11 protein-coding genes, 1 other RNA gene and 1 pseudogene are annotated in these 16,977 nt (G+C 68.4%); 9 read left to right on the top strand and 4 right to left on the bottom strand.

Annotated features, from left to right (window positions below; all coding sequences use genetic code 11):
* Positions 1-2: 2 nt before the first annotated feature.
* Positions 3-1,919: an ATP-binding cassette domain-containing protein gene (locus tag PVZ72_RS21355; protein WP_273862954.1), complete on the bottom strand. Its 1,917-nt coding sequence runs from the start codon at positions 1,917-1,919 to the stop codon at positions 3-5.
* Between the two features lie 220 nt (positions 1,920-2,139).
* On the opposite strand from PVZ72_RS21355, the gene PVZ72_RS21360 reads away from it, so the two are divergent.
* The 5 genes and pseudogenes from PVZ72_RS21360 (at position 2,140) to phnE (ending at position 7,510) form a co-directional block, all read left to right on the top strand.
* Entirely contained in the window at positions 2,140-4,068 is a 1,929-nt protein-coding gene (locus tag PVZ72_RS21360; RefSeq protein ID WP_187980115.1) for a transglycosylase SLT domain-containing protein, read from the top strand.
* Between the two features lie 198 nt (positions 4,069-4,266).
* Entirely contained in the window at positions 4,267-5,115 is an 849-nt protein-coding gene (locus PVZ72_RS21365) for a putative selenate ABC transporter substrate-binding protein (protein ID WP_133862805.1), read from the top strand.
* Positions 5,112-5,921, top strand: a complete 810-nt coding sequence (locus PVZ72_RS21370) for a phosphonate ABC transporter ATP-binding protein (protein WP_273862955.1) — start codon at positions 5,112-5,114, stop codon at positions 5,919-5,921. The genes PVZ72_RS21365 and PVZ72_RS21370 overlap by 4 nt, the downstream gene beginning before the upstream one ends.
* Positions 5,915-6,727 (top strand): annotated as a pseudogene (locus PVZ72_RS21375) (PhnE/PtxC family ABC transporter permease); the annotation flags it as partial. The gene PVZ72_RS21370 and the pseudogene PVZ72_RS21375, both read left to right, overlap by 7 nt.
* A gap of 51 nt (positions 6,728-6,778) precedes the next feature.
* Positions 6,779-7,510: a phosphonate ABC transporter, permease protein PhnE gene (phnE, locus tag PVZ72_RS21380; protein WP_252977325.1), complete on the top strand. Its 732-nt coding sequence runs from the start codon at positions 6,779-6,781 to the stop codon at positions 7,508-7,510.
* Between the two features lie 185 nt (positions 7,511-7,695).
* On the opposite strand, the gene selA is transcribed toward phnE, so the two are convergent.
* Complete coding sequence (gene selA, locus PVZ72_RS21385; RefSeq protein WP_187980118.1) at positions 7,696-9,105, bottom strand: L-seryl-tRNA(Sec) selenium transferase; 1,410 nt, start codon at positions 9,103-9,105, stop codon at positions 7,696-7,698.
* A gap of 276 nt (positions 9,106-9,381) precedes the next feature.
* On the opposite strand from selA, the gene PVZ72_RS21390 reads away from it, so the two are divergent.
* The 4 genes from PVZ72_RS21390 to PVZ72_RS21405 all read left to right on the top strand — a co-directional run bounded on the left by PVZ72_RS21390 (position 9,382) and on the right by PVZ72_RS21405 (position 11,914).
* Positions 9,382-10,473, top strand: coding sequence for a lipase (locus tag PVZ72_RS21390; protein ID WP_187980119.1), 1,092 nt, complete (start codon positions 9,382-9,384; stop codon positions 10,471-10,473).
* Between the two features lie 61 nt (positions 10,474-10,534).
* Positions 10,535-10,609, top strand: a non-coding RNA gene (locus PVZ72_RS21395) — sX9 sRNA.
* A gap of 123 nt (positions 10,610-10,732) precedes the next feature.
* A complete protein-coding gene (locus tag PVZ72_RS21400; protein WP_273862956.1) occupies positions 10,733-11,257 on the top strand; it encodes an ankyrin repeat domain-containing protein in 525 nt (174 codons plus the stop codon).
* Entirely contained in the window at positions 11,258-11,914 is a 657-nt protein-coding gene (locus PVZ72_RS21405; RefSeq protein ID WP_273862957.1) for a nucleotidyltransferase domain-containing protein, read from the top strand.
* A gap of 15 nt (positions 11,915-11,929) precedes the next feature.
* Here the strand turns inward: PVZ72_RS21405 and PVZ72_RS21410 are convergent, their stop codons facing one another.
* Positions 11,930-12,853, bottom strand: a complete 924-nt coding sequence (locus PVZ72_RS21410; RefSeq protein ID WP_273862958.1) for an SdiA-regulated domain-containing protein — start codon at positions 12,851-12,853, stop codon at positions 11,930-11,932.
* Between the two features lie 67 nt (positions 12,854-12,920).
* On the bottom strand, positions 12,921-16,916 hold the full coding sequence (locus tag PVZ72_RS21415) for a Pls/PosA family non-ribosomal peptide synthetase (RefSeq protein WP_273862959.1): 3,996 nt from the start codon (positions 16,914-16,916) through the stop codon (positions 12,921-12,923).
* Positions 16,917-16,977 lie beyond the last annotated feature (61 nt).

Raw genomic sequence — 16,977 nt, forward strand, 5'->3', positions numbered from 1 at the left:
GATTACTCCAGTTCGGCCCAGCGCTCGATGAGCCGATCCAGCTCGGCCTGCAGCGCGTCCATGCGGGCGAGCTTGGCCTGGGTGACTTCGCCCGGCAGCTGGTAGAAGCCGGGATCGGCGATGGCGGTCTGCAGGGCTTCCAGCTCGATTTCCGCGGTTTCTATGGCGCCTGGCAGGGCGTCCAGCTCGCGCTGCTCCTTGTAGCTGAGCTTGCGCTTGGCCGGTGCGGCTGCAGCAGCGACCGGGGCCGCCGCGGGTGCGGGCTCGGTCTTGGCAGCCGCTGGCGCAGCCTTGCCGTCCTCGCGGGTCTGCACGCCGAGCAGGCGCGGCGAGCCGCCCTGGCGTAACCAGTCCTGGTAGCCACCGACGTATTCCCGTACCCGCCCTTCTCCTTCGAACACCAGGGTGCTGGTCACCACGTTGTCGAGGAAGGCCCGGTCGTGGCTGACCATCAGCACGGTGCCCTCGAAACTCAGCAGCACCTCTTCCAGCAGCTCCAGGGTCTCGACGTCGAGGTCGTTGGTGGGTTCGTCCAGCACCAGCAGGTTGGCCGGCTTGCTGAACAGCTTGGCCAGCAGCAGGCGCGCGCGCTCGCCACCGGACAGCGCCTTGACCGGGGTACGGGCCCGCTGGGGGCTGAACAGGAAGTCGCCCAGGTAGCTCAGCACATGGCGATCCTGGCCGTTGATGGTGATGAATTCACGACCTTCGGCGAGGTTGTCGATCACCGTCTTTTCCGGCTCCAGTTGCAGGCGCAGCTGGTCGAAGTAGGCGATCTCCAGCTTGGTGCCGTACTGGATCTTGCCGGTGGTCGGCTGCAGGTCACCCAGCAGCAGCTTGAGCAGGGTGGTCTTGCCGGAGCCGTTGGGACCGAGCAGACCGATGCGATCGCCGCGCTGGATCAGCAGGGTCAGGTCACGGATCAGGGGTTCGCCACCGGGATGGGCATAGCTCATGTGCTCGGCGAGGATGACCTGCTTGCCGGACTTGTCGGCCGTCTCCAGCAGGAGGTTGGCCTTGCCCTGGCGCTCACGGCGCTCGCTGCGCTCGTTGCGCATGGCCTTGAGGGCGCGGACACGGCCTTCGTTGCGGGTACGGCGGGCCTTGATGCCCTGACGGATCCACACCTCTTCCTGGGCCAGGCGCTTGTCGAACAGGGCATTGGCGGTCTCTTCCGCCGCCAGTTGCTGCTCCTTGTGCACCAGAAAGCTGGCGTAGTCGCCCTGCCAGTCGATCAGGTTGCCGCGATCCAGTTCGAGGATGCGGGTGGCCAGGGCCTGGAGGAAGGCGCGGTCGTGGGTGATGAACAGCACGGCGCCGGGATAGCCGCGCAAGGCGTCTTCCAGCCAGGCGATGGCGCCGATGTCCAGGTGGTTGGTGGGTTCGTCGAGCAGCAGCAGATCCGGCTCGGCCACCAGTGCCTGGGCCAGCAGCACGCGCCGCCGCCAGCCGCCGGAGAGTTCGGCGAGGGTCTTTTCCGCCGGCAGCTGCAGCCGGCTCAGGGTGCTGTCCACCAGTTGCTGCAGGCGCCAGCCATCGCGGGCCTCCAGCTCCTGCTGGACGTGCATGAGCCGCTCCATGTCCAGTTCACCGCTGGTGTCCTGGGTGAGGTGGTGATACTCGGCGAGCAATTCGCCGACACCGGCCAGGCCGGCGGCCACCACGTCGAACACCGAGCGGTCGTCGGCGCGGGGCAATTCCTGCGGCAATTCGCCGATCTTGATCGCCGGGGCGCGCCAGACCTCGCCGTCGTCGGCCTGCTGCTCGCCCTTGACGATGCGCAGCAGGCTGGATTTGCCGGTGCCGTTGCGGCCGATGATGCATACCCGCTCGCCCCGTTCGATCTGCCAGGACACCCCGTCCAGCAAGGGGGTGACGCCAAAGGCCAGGGATACGTTGGTGAACTTGAGCAGCGCCATGGGTTTCTCCGCGAAAAAGGCCAGCCAGTCTAGCAGAGACGCCTGCCCCGGCGCCGGTCGGTGCGAGCCGGCGAAACGCCCGGACCGCCCGACGGCAGGCCATGGCCGACGCTTTCGCCACCTGCCGCCGGCACGTAAGCTAGACTGCCCCGTGACGGTCGGCCGCCTGCCCTGAGCCTGGCGCGCCGCCCCCTCCGCATCCAGCTTTTACGGAATTCCCATGCGCGGTCGCCTGTTCGTCATCCTGCCCCTGCTCCTCGCTCCCCTGATCGGCTCCACCACCTCGCAAGCCGCTCCCCTGGAGCAGCAGCGGCAACTCTACGACCAGGCCAAGGCGGCGCTGGACCGCGGTGATGCCAGCGTCTACCTGGCCAATCGCGGCGAATTGCGGACCTATCCGCTGGAGCCCTATCTGGCCTACGACGAGCTGATCAAGCGCGTCCCCGGTGCCAGCGATGCCGAGATCGAGGGCTTTCTCGCCGAGCACGGCGATCTGCCGCAGTCCAACTGGCTGCGCCTGCGCTGGCTGCGCAGCCTGGCCGATCGCGGCGACTGGAATCGCTTCGAGAAATACTATTCGCCGGACTTCAACTTCACCGAACTGGACTGCCTGCACGGCCAGTACCTGATCGCCCAGGGCAATGCCAGCGAGGGCTTCAAGCTGGCGGAGAAGTACTGGCTGGTGGGCAAGGCCCAGCCGACCACCTGCGATGGCCTGTTCCAGGCCTGGGCGGCGCGCGGCCAGCTCACCGAGGAGCGGGTCTGGGAACGCGCCAAGCTGGCCGCCGACAAGGGCGAGTACGGCCTGGTGCGCACCCTGTCCGCCCAGTTGCCGACGCTGTCCGGCCAGGCCCAGCGGCTGATCGACGTGGCCCAGAAGCCGCAGCAGATCGCCAATGTCCAGGCCTTCGCCCCGGCCAGCGAGAGCCTCGCCGACGTGGTCGGCCTGGGCCTGCGCAAGCTGGCGCGCCAGGACCCGGAACAGGCCATGAGCCTGCTTGAGGTCTACAGCCAGCGCATGCCCTTCACTCGCGATGAAAAGGTCGCCATCGCCCGCCAGATCGGCCTGACCCTGGCGAAGAATTTCGATCCGCGCGCCCTGCCACTGATGGAGCGCTATGACCCCGAACTGCGGGACGACGACGTCAGCGAATGGCGTGCCCGGCTGCTCCTGCGCCTGGGTCGCTGGAGCGATGCCCACGCCCTGATCGAACGCTTTCCGCCGAGTCTGGCCAAGGCCAATCGCTGGGAATACTGGCGGGCCCGCACCCTGGAGCTGATGCAGCCGCAGAGCCCGGCGGTGCTGCGCGAATACGCCGAGGTCAGTCGCGAACGTGACTACTACGGCTTCCTTGCCGCCGACCGCAGCAAGGCGCCCTATCAGCTCAACAACAAGCCGCTGATGCTCAGCGACGCCCTCAAGCGCAAGGTGCGCAATACCCCTGGCGTGCAGCGCGCCCTGGAATTCATCGCCCGCGGCGAACCGATCAACGCCCGCCGCGAGTGGTTCTATGTCAGCCGCCACTTCAACCGCGACGAACTCGTGGCCCAGGCGCGCATGGCCTATGACATGCAATGGTATTTCCCGGCGATCCGCACCATCAGCCTGGCCAAGTACTGGGACGACCTGGATATTCGTTTCCCCATCGCCTATCGCGAGAGCTTCGTGCGCGAGGCCCAGACCCGCGGTCTGCACAGCAGCTGGGTGTTCGCCATCACCCGCCAGGAAAGCGGCTTCATGGCCGATGCGCGCTCCGGCGTGGGCGCCATGGGCCTGATGCAGCTGATGCCGGCCACCGCCAGTCATACCGCCAGCAAGTTCGCCATTCCCCTGGCCTCGCCGCAGCAGGCGCTGACCCCGGAAAAGAACATCCAGCTGGGGACCGCCTATCTGTCGATGGTCCATGCCCAGTTCAACGGCAACCGGGTATTGGCCTCGGCGGCCTACAACGCCGGCCCGGGGCGGGTGAAGCGCTGGCTGACGGGCGCTCGCCACCTGGCCTTCGACGTCTGGGTGGAAACCATTCCCTTCGATGAGACGCGGCAATACGTGCAGAACGTGCTGGCCTACGCAGTGATCTACGGCCAGAAGCTCAATGCGCCGCAACCCCTGGTCGACTGGAACGAGCGCTTCTTCGACGAGACCTGAGCGCTCGCCGGCCCGCCCTGATACCACCGCAGCGGACTCGGACGCCTGTTCGTGTCCGCTGCACAGTGACCGCCTAGAGCCCCTGCGTCATCCGACGGCAGCATCCTGCCAGGCCTTAGGCCCCGTGACAGCTGCGCAAAACAGCGCCACCCCCTATACTGCAGCCCCTTTTTTTCCGCTATTGAACCGGAGAAACCCATGCTCAAGCGTTCGCTGGCCCTGGCAGCAGGCCTGGCCCTGTCCCTGACGTCCCTGCTCTCCCACGCCGCCGCCGAACTGCGCGTCTCGGCCATTCCCGACGAGGCGCCCACCGAGCTGATCCGCAAGTTCAAGCCGCTGGGTGAATACCTGGAGCAGCGCCTGGGCATGCCGGTGAAATTCGTCCCGGTGTCCGACTATGCCGGCGTGGTGGAAGCCATGGCCTCGGATCGGCTGGACCTGGCCTGGTTCGGCGGCTTCACCTTTGTCCAGGCGCAGCGCAAGGCGCCGATGACCCCCCTGGTGCAGCGTGAGGAAGATCAGAAGTTCACCAGCAAATTCATCACCGCCGACCCGGCCGTGAAGACCCTGCAGGACCTCAAGGGCAAGACCTTCGCCTTCGGTTCGGTCTCTTCCACCTCGGGCAGCCTGATGCCACGCTACTTCATGCAGCAGGAAGGCATCGTCCCCGAGCAGTTCTTCTCGCGGGTGGCCTATTCCGGCGCCCATGACGCCACCGTCGCCTGGGTCGCCGCGGGCAAGGCCGATGCCGGTGTGCTCAACGCCTCGGTGTGGAAGAAGCTGGTCGACGCCGGCAAGGTCGATACCAGCAAGGTCCGGGTGATATCCACCACCCCGCCCTACTACGACTACAACTGGACGGTGCGCGGCAGTCTGGATCCGCAACTGGCGGCCAAGATCAAGCAGGCCTTCCTCGACCTGGATCCGGCCAAGCCGGCCGACAAGGCGATCCTCGACCTGCAGGCGGCCAGCCGCTTCGTGCCGACCTCGCCGGACAACTACAAGAGCATCGAGGCTTCCGCCCTGGCAGCCGGCCTGCTCAAGTGAGTCTCGCCCTCAGGGGCGTGACGCTGGTACACGCCGACGGCTCGCCCGCCCTGGCCGATCTCGACCTCAGCCTGCAACAGGGTGAGCAGGTCGCGCTGATCGGCCCGTCCGGGGCGGGCAAGACCAGCCTGTTGCGCCTGCTGGCCACCGGGCTGCGACCGGTCGCAGGTGAGCTGGAGCTGCTCGGCCAGGAGCCCTGGAGCCTGGGCAACCGGGAGCGGCGCCAGTTGCGTGCCCGCATCGGCCTCATCCATCAGGCGCCGCCCTTGCCGGCGCGCCAGCGCGTGATCACCGCGGTACTGGCCGGACGCCTCGGCCAGTGGTCGCTGGCGCGCAGCCTGGTCAGCCTGGTGCATCCCCTGGATCGTGACGGCGCCGCCGCCGCCCTGGCGCCGCTGGATCTCGCCGATCGCCTCTATTCCTCCTGCGATCAGCTGTCCGGTGGCCAGCTGCAGCGCGTCGGCATCGCCCGGGCGCTCTATCAGCAGCCGCAGCTGCTGCTCGCCGACGAACCCGTGTCGGCCATGGACCCGGTGCTGGCCGGCCATACCCTGGAGGTGCTGAGCGACGCTGCGGCGCGCCAGGGCACCACCCTGGTAACCAGCCTGCACAATGTGGAGCTGGCGTTGCAGCGCTTTCCACGCATTCTCGGCCTGCGGGCCGGCCGCTTGCTGTGGGACAAAGCCGCGAGCGCCGTCACCCCGGCCGATCTCGCCGCGCTCTATGCCAACGAGGGGCTGAGCGCCACACTGGCGCCCGCCGCACCGGCCCCGGCCGAGACGCCGCTCGACCTGCCGCGATGCTGACCTCGCCCCGCCAGGACCCGGCCGCCCGGCCCCGTCTGCTGCTCACCCTGCTGGCCCTGCTGCTGGCCTGGCCGACGCTGCGCCTGGCGGAATTCGATCTCTTCGGACTCTTCACCGGCGACAACGCCCGCACCATGGGCAACTTTCTCGCCGGCTTCTGGCCACCCGCCCATGACGCCGACTTTCTCGCCGTGCTCGGGCGCGCCACCCTGGAAACCCTGGCCATCGCCACCCTGGGCATGGCCCTGGCGGCGCTGATCGCCCTGCCCGCCGCTCTGCTCGCCACTCGCGTGCTGTCGATCTCCGCCCTGCCCCGCGGCGGACGTCCAGGCCGCTTGCCGCGCCTGCTCCGCGGACTGGTCCGCGGGGTGCTGATCGTCCTGCGCAGCGTGCCGGAGATCGTCTGGGCGCTGCTGTTCGTCCGCGCCGTGGGCCTGGGTCCCACCGCCGGGGTGCTGGCCATCGCCATCACCTACGGCGGCATGCTGGGCAAGGTCTATGCGGAGATCTTCGAATCGGTCGATCCCCGCCCGGCGCGGGCTCTGCTGCTGCAGGGCGCCGGTCGCCTGCAGGCCTTCGTCTATGGCGTGCTGCCCAATGCCGCGGGCGAGATGATTTCCTACAGCGTCTACCGCTGGGAATGCGCCATCCGCGCCTCGGTGGTGATGGGCTTCGTCGGTGCCGGCGGTCTCGGTCAGCAGGTGGACCTGTCGCTGCGCATGTTCGCCGGTGGCGAGGTGGCCAGCCTGCTGCTGACCTTCCTGGTGCTGGTGCTGCTGGCCGATGTGCTCAGTCGCCTGCTGCGCCAGGTGGAGCGCAGTCAGGGCGGCGGCCGCGGCGCTCTGACGGTGCTGGCCATGGGCGCCGCCCTGGTGGCGTCCGCCAGCTACCTGGGTACAGCCTTCGGCGAATTGCTGAGCGTTCGCGCCCTGGCGCAGATGGGCAGCTTCCTGGCCGATTTTCTCAAGCCGGACTTCTCGGTTACCCAGCTATTGGCCGTGGCCCACGGCGCGGTGGAGACCCTGGCCATGTCGGCCCTGGGCACCCTGCTCGCCGGGCTGCTCGGCATCCTGCTGGCGCTGCCGGCGGCCGGTCGCCTGGGCCTGGGCGCCCTGGCGCTGGCGCGGCTGCTGCTCAATGCCCTGCGCGCCGTGCCGGAACTGGTCTGGGCGGCGCTGATGGTGCTGGCCGCCGGCCTGGGACCCAACGCCGGGACCCTGGCCCTGGCCCTGCACACCGCCGGGGTACTCGGCCGGCTGTTCGCCGACGCCCTGGAAAACACCCCCAAGGCGCCCGCCGAGGCCATTCGCCTGGCCGGCGGTGGCGCGCTGGCGGCCTTTCTCTACGGCACCCTGCCGGCGGTCTGGCCACAGTTGCTGGCCTACCTGCTCTATCGCTGGGAAAACAACATCCGCATGGCCAGCATCCTCGGCTTCGTCGGCGCCGGCGGCCTGGGGCAGCAGCTGTACTTCAGCCTGAGCCTGTTCCAGCAGGCCCAGGCCGCCACCGTGATCCTCGGCATGCTGGTGCTGGTGCTGGGCGTGGATCTGCTGAGTAACTGGGCCCGGCAGCGCTGGGTCGTTCGTTAGAGCCTATTCAAAGGCTGCTGCGCGTCGGCCAAACGGCATTGAAAAGACCCTGGGTCGCCAGCCCGGCCGGAATGCTCATTTACTACTCGTAAACTCGTTCGCGAGCCCGGTCCGCTTCCTCAGGTCTTTTCGCGGGGCCGCCGAGGCCTTGTTTGGCTCTAGCTCGCGAGCCTTTGAACAGGCTCTTAGCGAATCTCCGGCAGCAGCAGCGCTGGCAACTGCGCCAGAAAGGCGGCTTCGTCGTCGAGCTGGCGCAAATCCAGCCAGAGCGCATCGGCGTCGATGCGCCCCACCACCGGAATGGGTAGCTGGCGCAGGCCCTCTTCCAACTGCCGCAGGGCGCGCCCACGCAGGCGCTTGCTGACCTGGGGACGACAGCACAGCGCCGCCCCGGGCAGCCGTGCCACCGGCTGGGCGCCACTGCCGATCATGCCCAGCGCCGGCTCCACGCTGACCGCATAGGTCGCGCCCAGCACGGCGGCGAAGGCCGGCAGCAGCCGCTCGGCCTGGGTGGTGATGGCCTCGGCCGGGCGGGATAGCAGGCGCAGGCTGGGCAAACGTTCGGCCAGTCGATCCGGATCGCGATAGAGCGCCAGGGTCGCTTCCAGGGCGGCCAGGGTCAGCTTGTCGACCCGCAACGCCCGCTTGAGCGGATTCTTCTTGATCCGCTCGATGAGGTCACGGCGACCGACGATGAGGCCGCACTGCGGGCCGCCGAGCAGCTTGTCGCCACTGAAGGTCACCAGGTCCGCGCCATCGCGCAGCGCCTGTTGCACCGTGGGCTCGGCGGGCAGCCCCCAACGGGTCAGGTCAACCAGGGTGCCGCTGCCGAGGTCTTCCAGCAGGGGGACGTTATGGGCGCGGGCAATGGCGGCCAGCTCCGTCGTGGCCACGCTGGCGGTAAAGCCCTGGACGCTGTAGTTGCTGGTGTGCACCCGCATCAGCAGCGCGGTACGCGGGCCGATGGCGGCTTCGTAGTCGCGGGCATGGGTGCGGTTGGTGGTGCCCACCTCCACCAGCTTGACCCCGGCGCGGGCCATGATGTCGGGGATGCGAAAGGCACCGCCGATCTCGATCAGCTCGCCGCGGGACAGCACCCCTTCCTTGCGTGCGCCTATGGCATGCAGGGCCAGCAGAACGGCCGCGGCGTTGTTGTTGACCACGGTCACCGCCTCGGCGCCGGTGAGTTCGCGCACCAGGTCGGCGACCAGGTCGTCGCGATCGCCGCGCTTGCCGGTGGTTAGATCGAATTCCAGATTCATCGGCTGACGCGCGGCCTCGGTCACCGCGGCGATCGCCTCTTCCGCCAGCAGCGCCCGTCCCAGGTTGGTGTGCAGCACCGTGCCGGTGAGATTGAACACCCGCCGCACCCGCGGCTGGCTATGCAACGCCAGGCGCTCGCCCAGGCGACCGGCCAGCACGCCCTCCTCCACCTCCACGGCGGTCAGGGTGCCGGCTCTCAGGGCGTCGCGCAGATCGTCCAGCAGCGAACGATAGCCGCCAAGGACCAGCTCGCGACCGTGGCGCTCCTCCAGCGGACGCGAAGCGGGATGGCGCAGCAGGCGGTCGATGGACGGCAGGCGAATGGCGGTCATGGGAGCCTCTTGATCGATTCGACCCCCAGTGTAGCCCGAACTCGCGGCGGGTCGACCAGGGCGCGCCGCGCTGCCGCAGGCCTGGCCCGTCCCGGCGTGGGGTGGCCGAACCCGGACCCGGGGCGTCCGGAAATGACCCCCGGGTTCCCGGTTTGCCGCGTGCCAGAGCCCGTCCTAGGATGGTTTTCGCGGGCTTTTCCCAGGCGCCTAGCGTGGTCCTGGCGTGGAAGGCCCTGGCCACCGCGTCCACCTCACGACAATAACAAAGGTGCCGTCATGTCCAAGAAAACCTCCCCCTGGGCCAGCGATGGCCTGCTCGACAACAGCGACATCGTCAGCCTCGGCAACTTCACCTACCTGCACACGCTGAAGAGCGCCGCGGTCACGCCGCTGGCGCAGACCAGTTCGGCCAGCACCCCAACCGTCAGCGAATTCCTCAACGGCGCCATCAGCGAGTACGTGCTGGGTGGCACGCCCGACGGCATGCGGCCCTTCCTGGTCGATGGCCAGCAGCTGACGCTGCACAACTCGCTCAATGGCGCGACGGCCCACACCTGGATCACCGCCGAGAACCAGGTGCTCATCAGCTATGCCGGCACTACCAGAGGCGAGAATCTGCTGATCGATCCCCTGTCCACCGCCGGTGGTCTGCTGAGCGATCTGCAGATCCTCGGCCAGCAGGTCTCCAGCGCCCAGCGCCAGTCGCTGGACTTCGCCCACCAGGTGATCGAGGCGGCGGCCAAGCAGGGCTATGGCACCCAGGACATCTTCGTCACCGGCCACTCCCTGGGCGGCATCTCGGCGGCCTACGTCGCCCAGCAGACCGGTCTCGGCGGCATCAGCTTCGAGGCCTCGGGCATTCCCCGCGATGCGCACGCGGCGGGTCACGGAGGCAACTTCGTCAATGTGGTCACCCTCGGCGATCCGGTGGCCAACTACAGCTCCGACATCCGCGGCGAGCAGCCCTTCGCGCCCAGCTTCGTCAGCCAGGCCGAGGGCGGCGGCAGCCTGCCGCACTATGGTTCGCTGTTCCTGATCGGCGCCCAGGCCGACCAGCACGACCTGACCCAGGCGGCAGCCAAGGTCGGCCACCTGTTCAGCGGCGACAACGGTGGCCAAGTCAATCCGCTAGGGGCCGCCCTGCATCCAGTCAGCGTGGCCGCCGGCATCGCCGAAGCGGCGCGCCTGATCGCCGAATTCCATCTGCCGGCCGCCGAATACACCAACCTCGGGGTGACCCCTACCGGTGGTTTTCTCGACACCCTGCCCGCGCAGATTGGTACGGCCCATGGCCCGGTGCTGATGGTCGGCAACTACAGCGTGGCGGAATTGCAGGCCTTCGCCGAGACCCACGCAACCTTCGGCTGAGAGCCGCTTATAAAACTACTGCGCGTCCGCCATACAGGCACGTGCGGTGCTCGGAATCCTCATGTACTACTCGTACACTCCGGTTCCTGCGCGCCGCACACACCTGTCTGACAACCGCTCGCGACGTTTTATAACCGACTCGCGCTTTTGCGGCGGCCTTGTTTCGCCGCCGCGACAGAACTCCCCCCTGCCATTCGGGTCTGCCCTCCTATCGTCCGGGATCCCGAGGGTCCCGCCCGCCTTAGTCCAGGAGAGCACCATGACCGCAGACGGTCCCCAGCGCATGACCGATGAAGAAGCCCAGGAATTCGCCACCGAGGTGTTCAACCTCGCGCGCACCGGCAATGCCGAGGTGCTGGCCCTGGTGCTGGAGAAGGGGCTGACCCCCAATCTGCGCAATCACAAGGGCGACAGCCTGCTGATGCTGGCCAGCTACCACGGCCACCTGGAGGCCAGCCGTGTCCTGCTGGAGCACCGGGCCGATTCGAATCTGGCCAACGACATGGGCCAGTCGCCCCTGGCCGGCGCGGCCTTCAAGAACAACCTGCCGATGGCCGAACTGCTGCTGGAGCACGGCGCCGCCGTGGAGGGCGCCATGCCCGACGGCAAGACCGCGCTGATGATGGCGGCCATGTTCAACCACGTGCAGATGGTGGAACTGCTGGTCGCCCGCGGTGCCGATCCCAAGGCCCGGGACGCCGCCGGCAACACGGCGCTGAGCGTGGCCCGCGCCATGGGGGCCCAGGACACCCCCGCCGTGCTGGAGCGACTGGGCGGCATCTGAATGGCTCGTTGTTCAGCGGCGGACAACGCCACGCTGGTGGCAGCCCTTGCCGAAGTGCTGCGCCACGACTACGGCTGTCATACCGCTATCCTCTACGGCTCGCGCGCTCGTGGCGACTGGGAGCCTGACAGTGATCTGGATGTACTAGGGTTCCGGGATACGGACGCCCCGATCCGCTTGCCCACGGACTGGCAGGGCCTATATGTGGATGGCTGGATCGATGCGACCGCTGCACGACCCAATGCCAGTTGGGTTCGGCTAAAGGGCGGCCGAGTCTTGTTCCAGCGCGAACGGTTTGGCGAGCAGGTGCTTGCCCAGGTGGAAGAGCTAGTAGCAGAACAGACCGTAGCGCTGTCAACCAATGAACGTCTCCACCGGCAACAGTGGGCGCGGCGCATGTTGCGCCGGGCAGCACGCGACGATGCCGAAGGTCACTATCGGCTTCACTGGCTGCTGTTCTCCCTGCTGGAAGACTATTTCGCGGTGCGGGGACTCTATTATCCGGGTCCGAAAGCGGCTTTTGCCTTGTTGCGCCAAGGTGCGCCTGAGCACTTTCATGGCTTTGATCGAGCGATGGCGATGAGGGGCTCGCTAACCGAGTTGGCCGATCTGGTTAGCTTGATCTACGACCCCTCCACCGGTATCGAGCAGTCTTGAATCCAAGCACCTGTTTCAGCGCTTCTGGTAGCGATAGAACAGGTTAGGCTCGCTGACCACATAGAGGTTGCCGGCGGTATCCAGGGTGACGCCTTCGGGCTGGCGGATCCGCCGTGACAGGCCACCAAAGGGCGCCACCAGGGAACGGGTATCCAGGGTATGGCCCTGGTCGTCGAGTTCGATCAGCACCCGCGATTCGTCGCTGAGCAGCAGCAGGTGGCCGGTGCGGCGATCGACATGGACCGCGGACAGGTCACCGGTGCTGGGCGCCTGGTCCAGCCAGGCCTGGCGATCAATGATGCGCAGGGCGAAGTCGCCGTCGAAGCTCCTGAGCAGGCCACGGATTTCATAGAGCTTGCGCGGCGAGTGCTCCTTGACCACGAACAGGCGATCGCGGGCGGCATCGTAGTCCAGCCCCTCGAAGCCCTGGTTGGCGCGGGGGAAGAGATCCAGGGTCAGGCTGCGATAGTCCTTGCGGCGGAGCACGTCGTCGCCCTCGGGGATGCCTACCAGGGTCAGGGCGTTGGCGCCCTCTTCCGCCAGCAGCAGGCGGTCGCCTCCCAGATAGGTCACGCCTTCGACGTCGTCGAAGCCCTCCAGGCGATGGCGTTGCAGCAGCTCGCCGTCCCGGCTCAGGGCCAGCAACTCCGGCGGATTGTTGACCACCGCCCAGAGGCGATCCCGCTCCGGGTCATAGCTGAGGTCGGACAGATTCTCGCTGACGCCGGCCACCGGCTTGGCTTCCACCGCCACCCGGTAGCGAACGAGCTCCAGGGAGGTTCGGGGTTCGCTCTGCCACTGCTGGCCGAGCCAGAACAGCAATTGACTATCCAGATGGCTGCTGCGCATACCCTGGGTCACTCCCAGTGCCAGCAGCAGCGCCAGGGCCAGCAGCCAGCCGGTCCGCCCAATCCTGATCCGTCGTACCCACGCCGTCATCGCCTTGCCCCGTCATTGTTGTACGGGGCGGAGTATCCGGGGCTGTCTTTATGGTTGTGTGACAGTCCTAGCGCCGGGGCTGAACGGGGTTACCCTCCCAGCGCGAGCGACCCGGCAAGGTTTCGCCCTTCATCACCAGCGACAGCGGACCCAGTTCCACGTCGTCGCCGACGCGGGCGCCATAGAGCACCACGCTGCGCGGCCCCAGGTTGACCCCGGCTCCCAGCTCGACTTCGCCCACCTTCATCACCCGGTCTTCGAACAGGTGGGTCTGGGGCCCGGCCAATGCATTGAGTTCGCCATGGTCACCGAGGCGCACGCAGTCGAATTCGGTGAGGTCGGTGGTATCCAGGTAGGTGCCGCGCCCCAGGCGGGCGCCGAGCAGGCGCAGCGCCAGCGGCAGCCAGGGCGTACCGCGCAGGGTGCCGAGCAGATTGGGCACCGCCAGGGTTTCGTAGAGGCTGGTGATGGCTTCGCTGCGCCAGACGAAGAAGGTCCACATGGGCGCCGAGCGCGGGCGATAACGACCGACCACCAGCCACTTGAGTCCCAGCACCACCAGGAAGCTGGCCAGGGCGAAGGCGCTGCCGGCCAGCAGGGTCTCGCCGAGCAGTGGCAGCCAGGCGCCGGCCTGCCACAGCGGCACCAGGGCTTCGGCGATGGCGCAGCCGGCGGCGACGGTGAAGCCGGTGGGCAGCACGATGCGCAGGGCCTCGATCAGGCCACGCGCCACCCGGCGCCAAGGTGCCGGGCGGAAGGTCAGGCTTTCCGGGTAGCCGGTCAGGGTCTCCCGCGCCGGCAGCCGGACCGCCGGCGAGCCGAGCCAGGTTTCGCCCTGGCGCAGGGGCACGCCTTCGTCGAGCCGCCCCAGGACACCGATCAGGGCGTCTTCGGGGAGGTGGCAGCCGTCGGCGACATAGGCGCCGTTGCCGACGAAACTGCGGCGGGCGATGGAGGTGCGTCTGAGGGTCATCCAGCCCTGGGCCACCTGTTCGTCACCGAGCATCACGGCATCGGCGATAAAGGTCTCGGCGCCCAGTTCCAGCAGCGAGGAGACCGGGCCCTGGGCGGTGGAGATCTCGGCATCACGGCCGACCCGGGCACCCAGCAGGCGATACCAGAGCGCCGAATAAACGGTGGCATAGAGGCCCTGCAGACTCTGCAGCGCCGACTCCTGGATCAGGTTGGCCAGCCACTTGCGCCAGTAGAAGAGGCTGTCGATCGACCACTGGCCTTCTTCCAGCCGCGGCAGGATCAACCGCCGTGCCAGGGCGCAGCCAAGCAGGGTCAGGGCGACGCTGACCATGCCCAGCGGCAGGGCCAGTACGCCGTATTGCAGGGCATCGAGCAGCAGCGAAGAGGTGTGCCACCAGGGCAGCCCACCGAAGCTTTCCAGTTCGTCGATCAGCAGCGCCAGGGGAAACAGCGGCATGAAGAACAGCACCGAGACCACCAGGCCACTGAGGGCATAGAGCCCTTTCAGCACGGCACGCTGGGCGCGGGATACCGGAGCCGGCGGCAGGACGCGGGCACCGGCGGCGCCCTGGTCATGGGCCGGGGCGCCGCCCCAGTTGCGTCCGGCCGGGATGCGCTGGCCGCTGCGCAGGGCGGATTGGGCCTGCAGGCGCGCACCGTCACCGAGGGCGGTGTCGCCTTCGAGGATGGCATAGGAGCCGACCTGGGCTTCGCGACCCAGGGTCACGGCGCCGAGCAGCAGTTCGCCGCGCAGCACCCGGGCGTTTTCGAAGTTGACGCCGTTGCCCAGGCTGGCGCCCTGCCCCAGGGTCAGCAACTCGGGGACGCGCAGGGTCAGGGTGCCGACGAAGGCCTCGGCGCCGACCTGGGCGCCCAGCAGCCGTAGCCAGCCACGGGCCAGGGGCGAACCGCTGAGCAGGTAGGCCGGCGCCAGGGCGAGGAAGCGCTCACCCAGCCACCAGCGATAATAGGTCAGGCCCCACAGCGGATAGCGACCGGGCTGCAGGCGACCGGTCAGACGCTTGCCCAGCAGGGCCACGGCGAATTCCAGGCCGATGGCCAGAACGAACAGACTCAGGGCGGTCAGCATGGCCAAGGGCAGCGCGGTACCGGAATGGATCAGCAGCGGAAAGGCCAGGAAGGGTGCCAGCCAGCGGCCCAGGCGCAGGGTCAGGAGCGGCGGCAGGGCCACCGCCTGGGCCAGGCCACAGCGCCAGCGTCGCCAGCGGCTGGGCGGCGCCCAGGCCTCGGTGGCCGTCGCCGTGCCCGCCTCGGCGGCATCCGCCTCCAGGGCGTCGGCAATGGCGCCCAGGGTGCGGCCGGCATAGACCGCCTTGACCGTGGCGCTGGCATAGCGCGGGTCCTGGCGCAGGCGCGAGACCAGGCGGGCGGCGAACAGCGAGTGCCCGCCCAAGTCGTCGAAGAAATCCATCTCGGCGTGCAGGGGCTGACCGGGAAACAGCTCGGCGGTGGCCGCCAGCAGCGCACCCAGGGCGCCACTGGCCGGAGTGACCGGCGCCACTACGGCAATGGCCAGGGGCCGAGCTCGCAGTTGCTTGCGGTCGATCTTGCCGGAGTTCAGCCGCGGCATCTCGCCGAGCCACTCGAAGCGACTGGGCACCATGTACAGCGGCAGGCAGCCGGCCAGCTCGGTCCGCAGCAGGTCGCTGCGCGGCAGCGGACCGCCATCGCCGACCAGGAAGGCCACCAGCTGCTCCACGCCGCCTTCTTCGCGCAGCACCACGGCCACGGTCCCGACGCCGGGTTGCCGCGCCAGGGTGGCTTCGATCTCGCCCAGCTCGACGCGATAGCCGCGGATCTTCACCTGGTCGTCGACCCGGCCCAGGCAATGCACCTGGCCGTGTTTGTCGACCCGTGCCAGGTCACCGGTGCGATAGAGCTTGAGGTCGTGGCTGCCGGTGCTCCAGGGATTGGGCAGGAATTTCTCGGCGGTCAGTTCGGGACGCCCCAGGTAGCCATCGGCCACGCCGGGACCGGTGATGCAGAGTTCACCCACCTGATCGCGTGGCAGCAGCGCCAGCGGCAGGCTGGCATCGGCGTGCACCACCAGCAGGCTGTAGTTGGGCAGCGGCCGGCCAATGGTCACCGGCTCGCCCGGTTGCAGTTGCGCCAGACTCGCCGAGACAGTGGCCTCACTCGGGCCATAGGTGTTGAACAGCCGCCGCTGCGGCCGACTCCAGCGCGCCACCAGGGGCTCGGGGCACATCTCGCCGCCGAGGTTGATCAGGCGCAGGCTGGGGACGTCTTCCGGCAACAGCGCCAGCAGGGTCGGCACCACGTGCAGCACGCTGATGCGATTGGCGCTCAGGGCGCGGGCCAGGGCCTCGGGGTCGGCGGTGATCTCCCGCGGCGCCAGCCAGAGAGTGGCGCCCACCAGGTAGCTGATCCAGATCTCTTCGAAGGACATGTCGAAGGCCACCGAGAAACCCTGGTAGACCCGATCGCCGGCCTCGATGCCGAGCAGCGAATTCTCGCTGCGCAGGAAGTGACAGATGCTGTCCTGGCGGATGCCGATGCCCTTGGGCTTGCCGGTGGAGCCGGAGGTGTAGATCAGGTAGGCCAGGTGGTCCGGAGAGACCTGGCCACGCCGGCGCAGGGTCTCGCCCTGGGCCAGGCCGACGCTCAGCTCGTCGGGGGTCCAGCAGCCGAGCCCGGGCCGCGCCAGCAGATCGGCGAAGGGCGCCCCGGTGATCACGCCCACCGCCTGGGCATCTTCCAGGCAGAGGGCCACGCGATCGGCCGGGGTTTCGGCGTCGCAGGGCAGCCAGGCGGCGCCGGTCTTGGCGATGGCCAGCTGCATCACCAGCAGCTCGATACCGCGTGGTAGCCAGAGGCCGACCACGCGGCCAGGCCCGGCACCGGCGGCCAGCAGCCGCGACGCGGCGCGGTCGGCCCAGGCGTTGAGTTCGCCATAGCTCAGGCTGCGCTCGCCTTCGAGCAGGGCGGGCCGCTCCGGCGCCCGCGCCGCGGTGGCCTCGAACAGATCGGCGAGGACTTCATCGCGGCACAGATCGGGGCGGATGGGGCCTTCGACCAGACTGAGGGAGAGTTCGGCAAGCGCTTCCATGGGGACAGCCTCTGGGTGTTTGGCGCAGTGTGTATCTCCCGGGTTACGCGCTCCTTAAGGG

The sequence above is a fragment of the Pseudomonas sp. LA5 genome, assembly GCF_028640825.1.
GTDB lineage: Bacteria > Pseudomonadota > Gammaproteobacteria > Pseudomonadales > Pseudomonadaceae > Chryseomonas > Chryseomonas aestiva.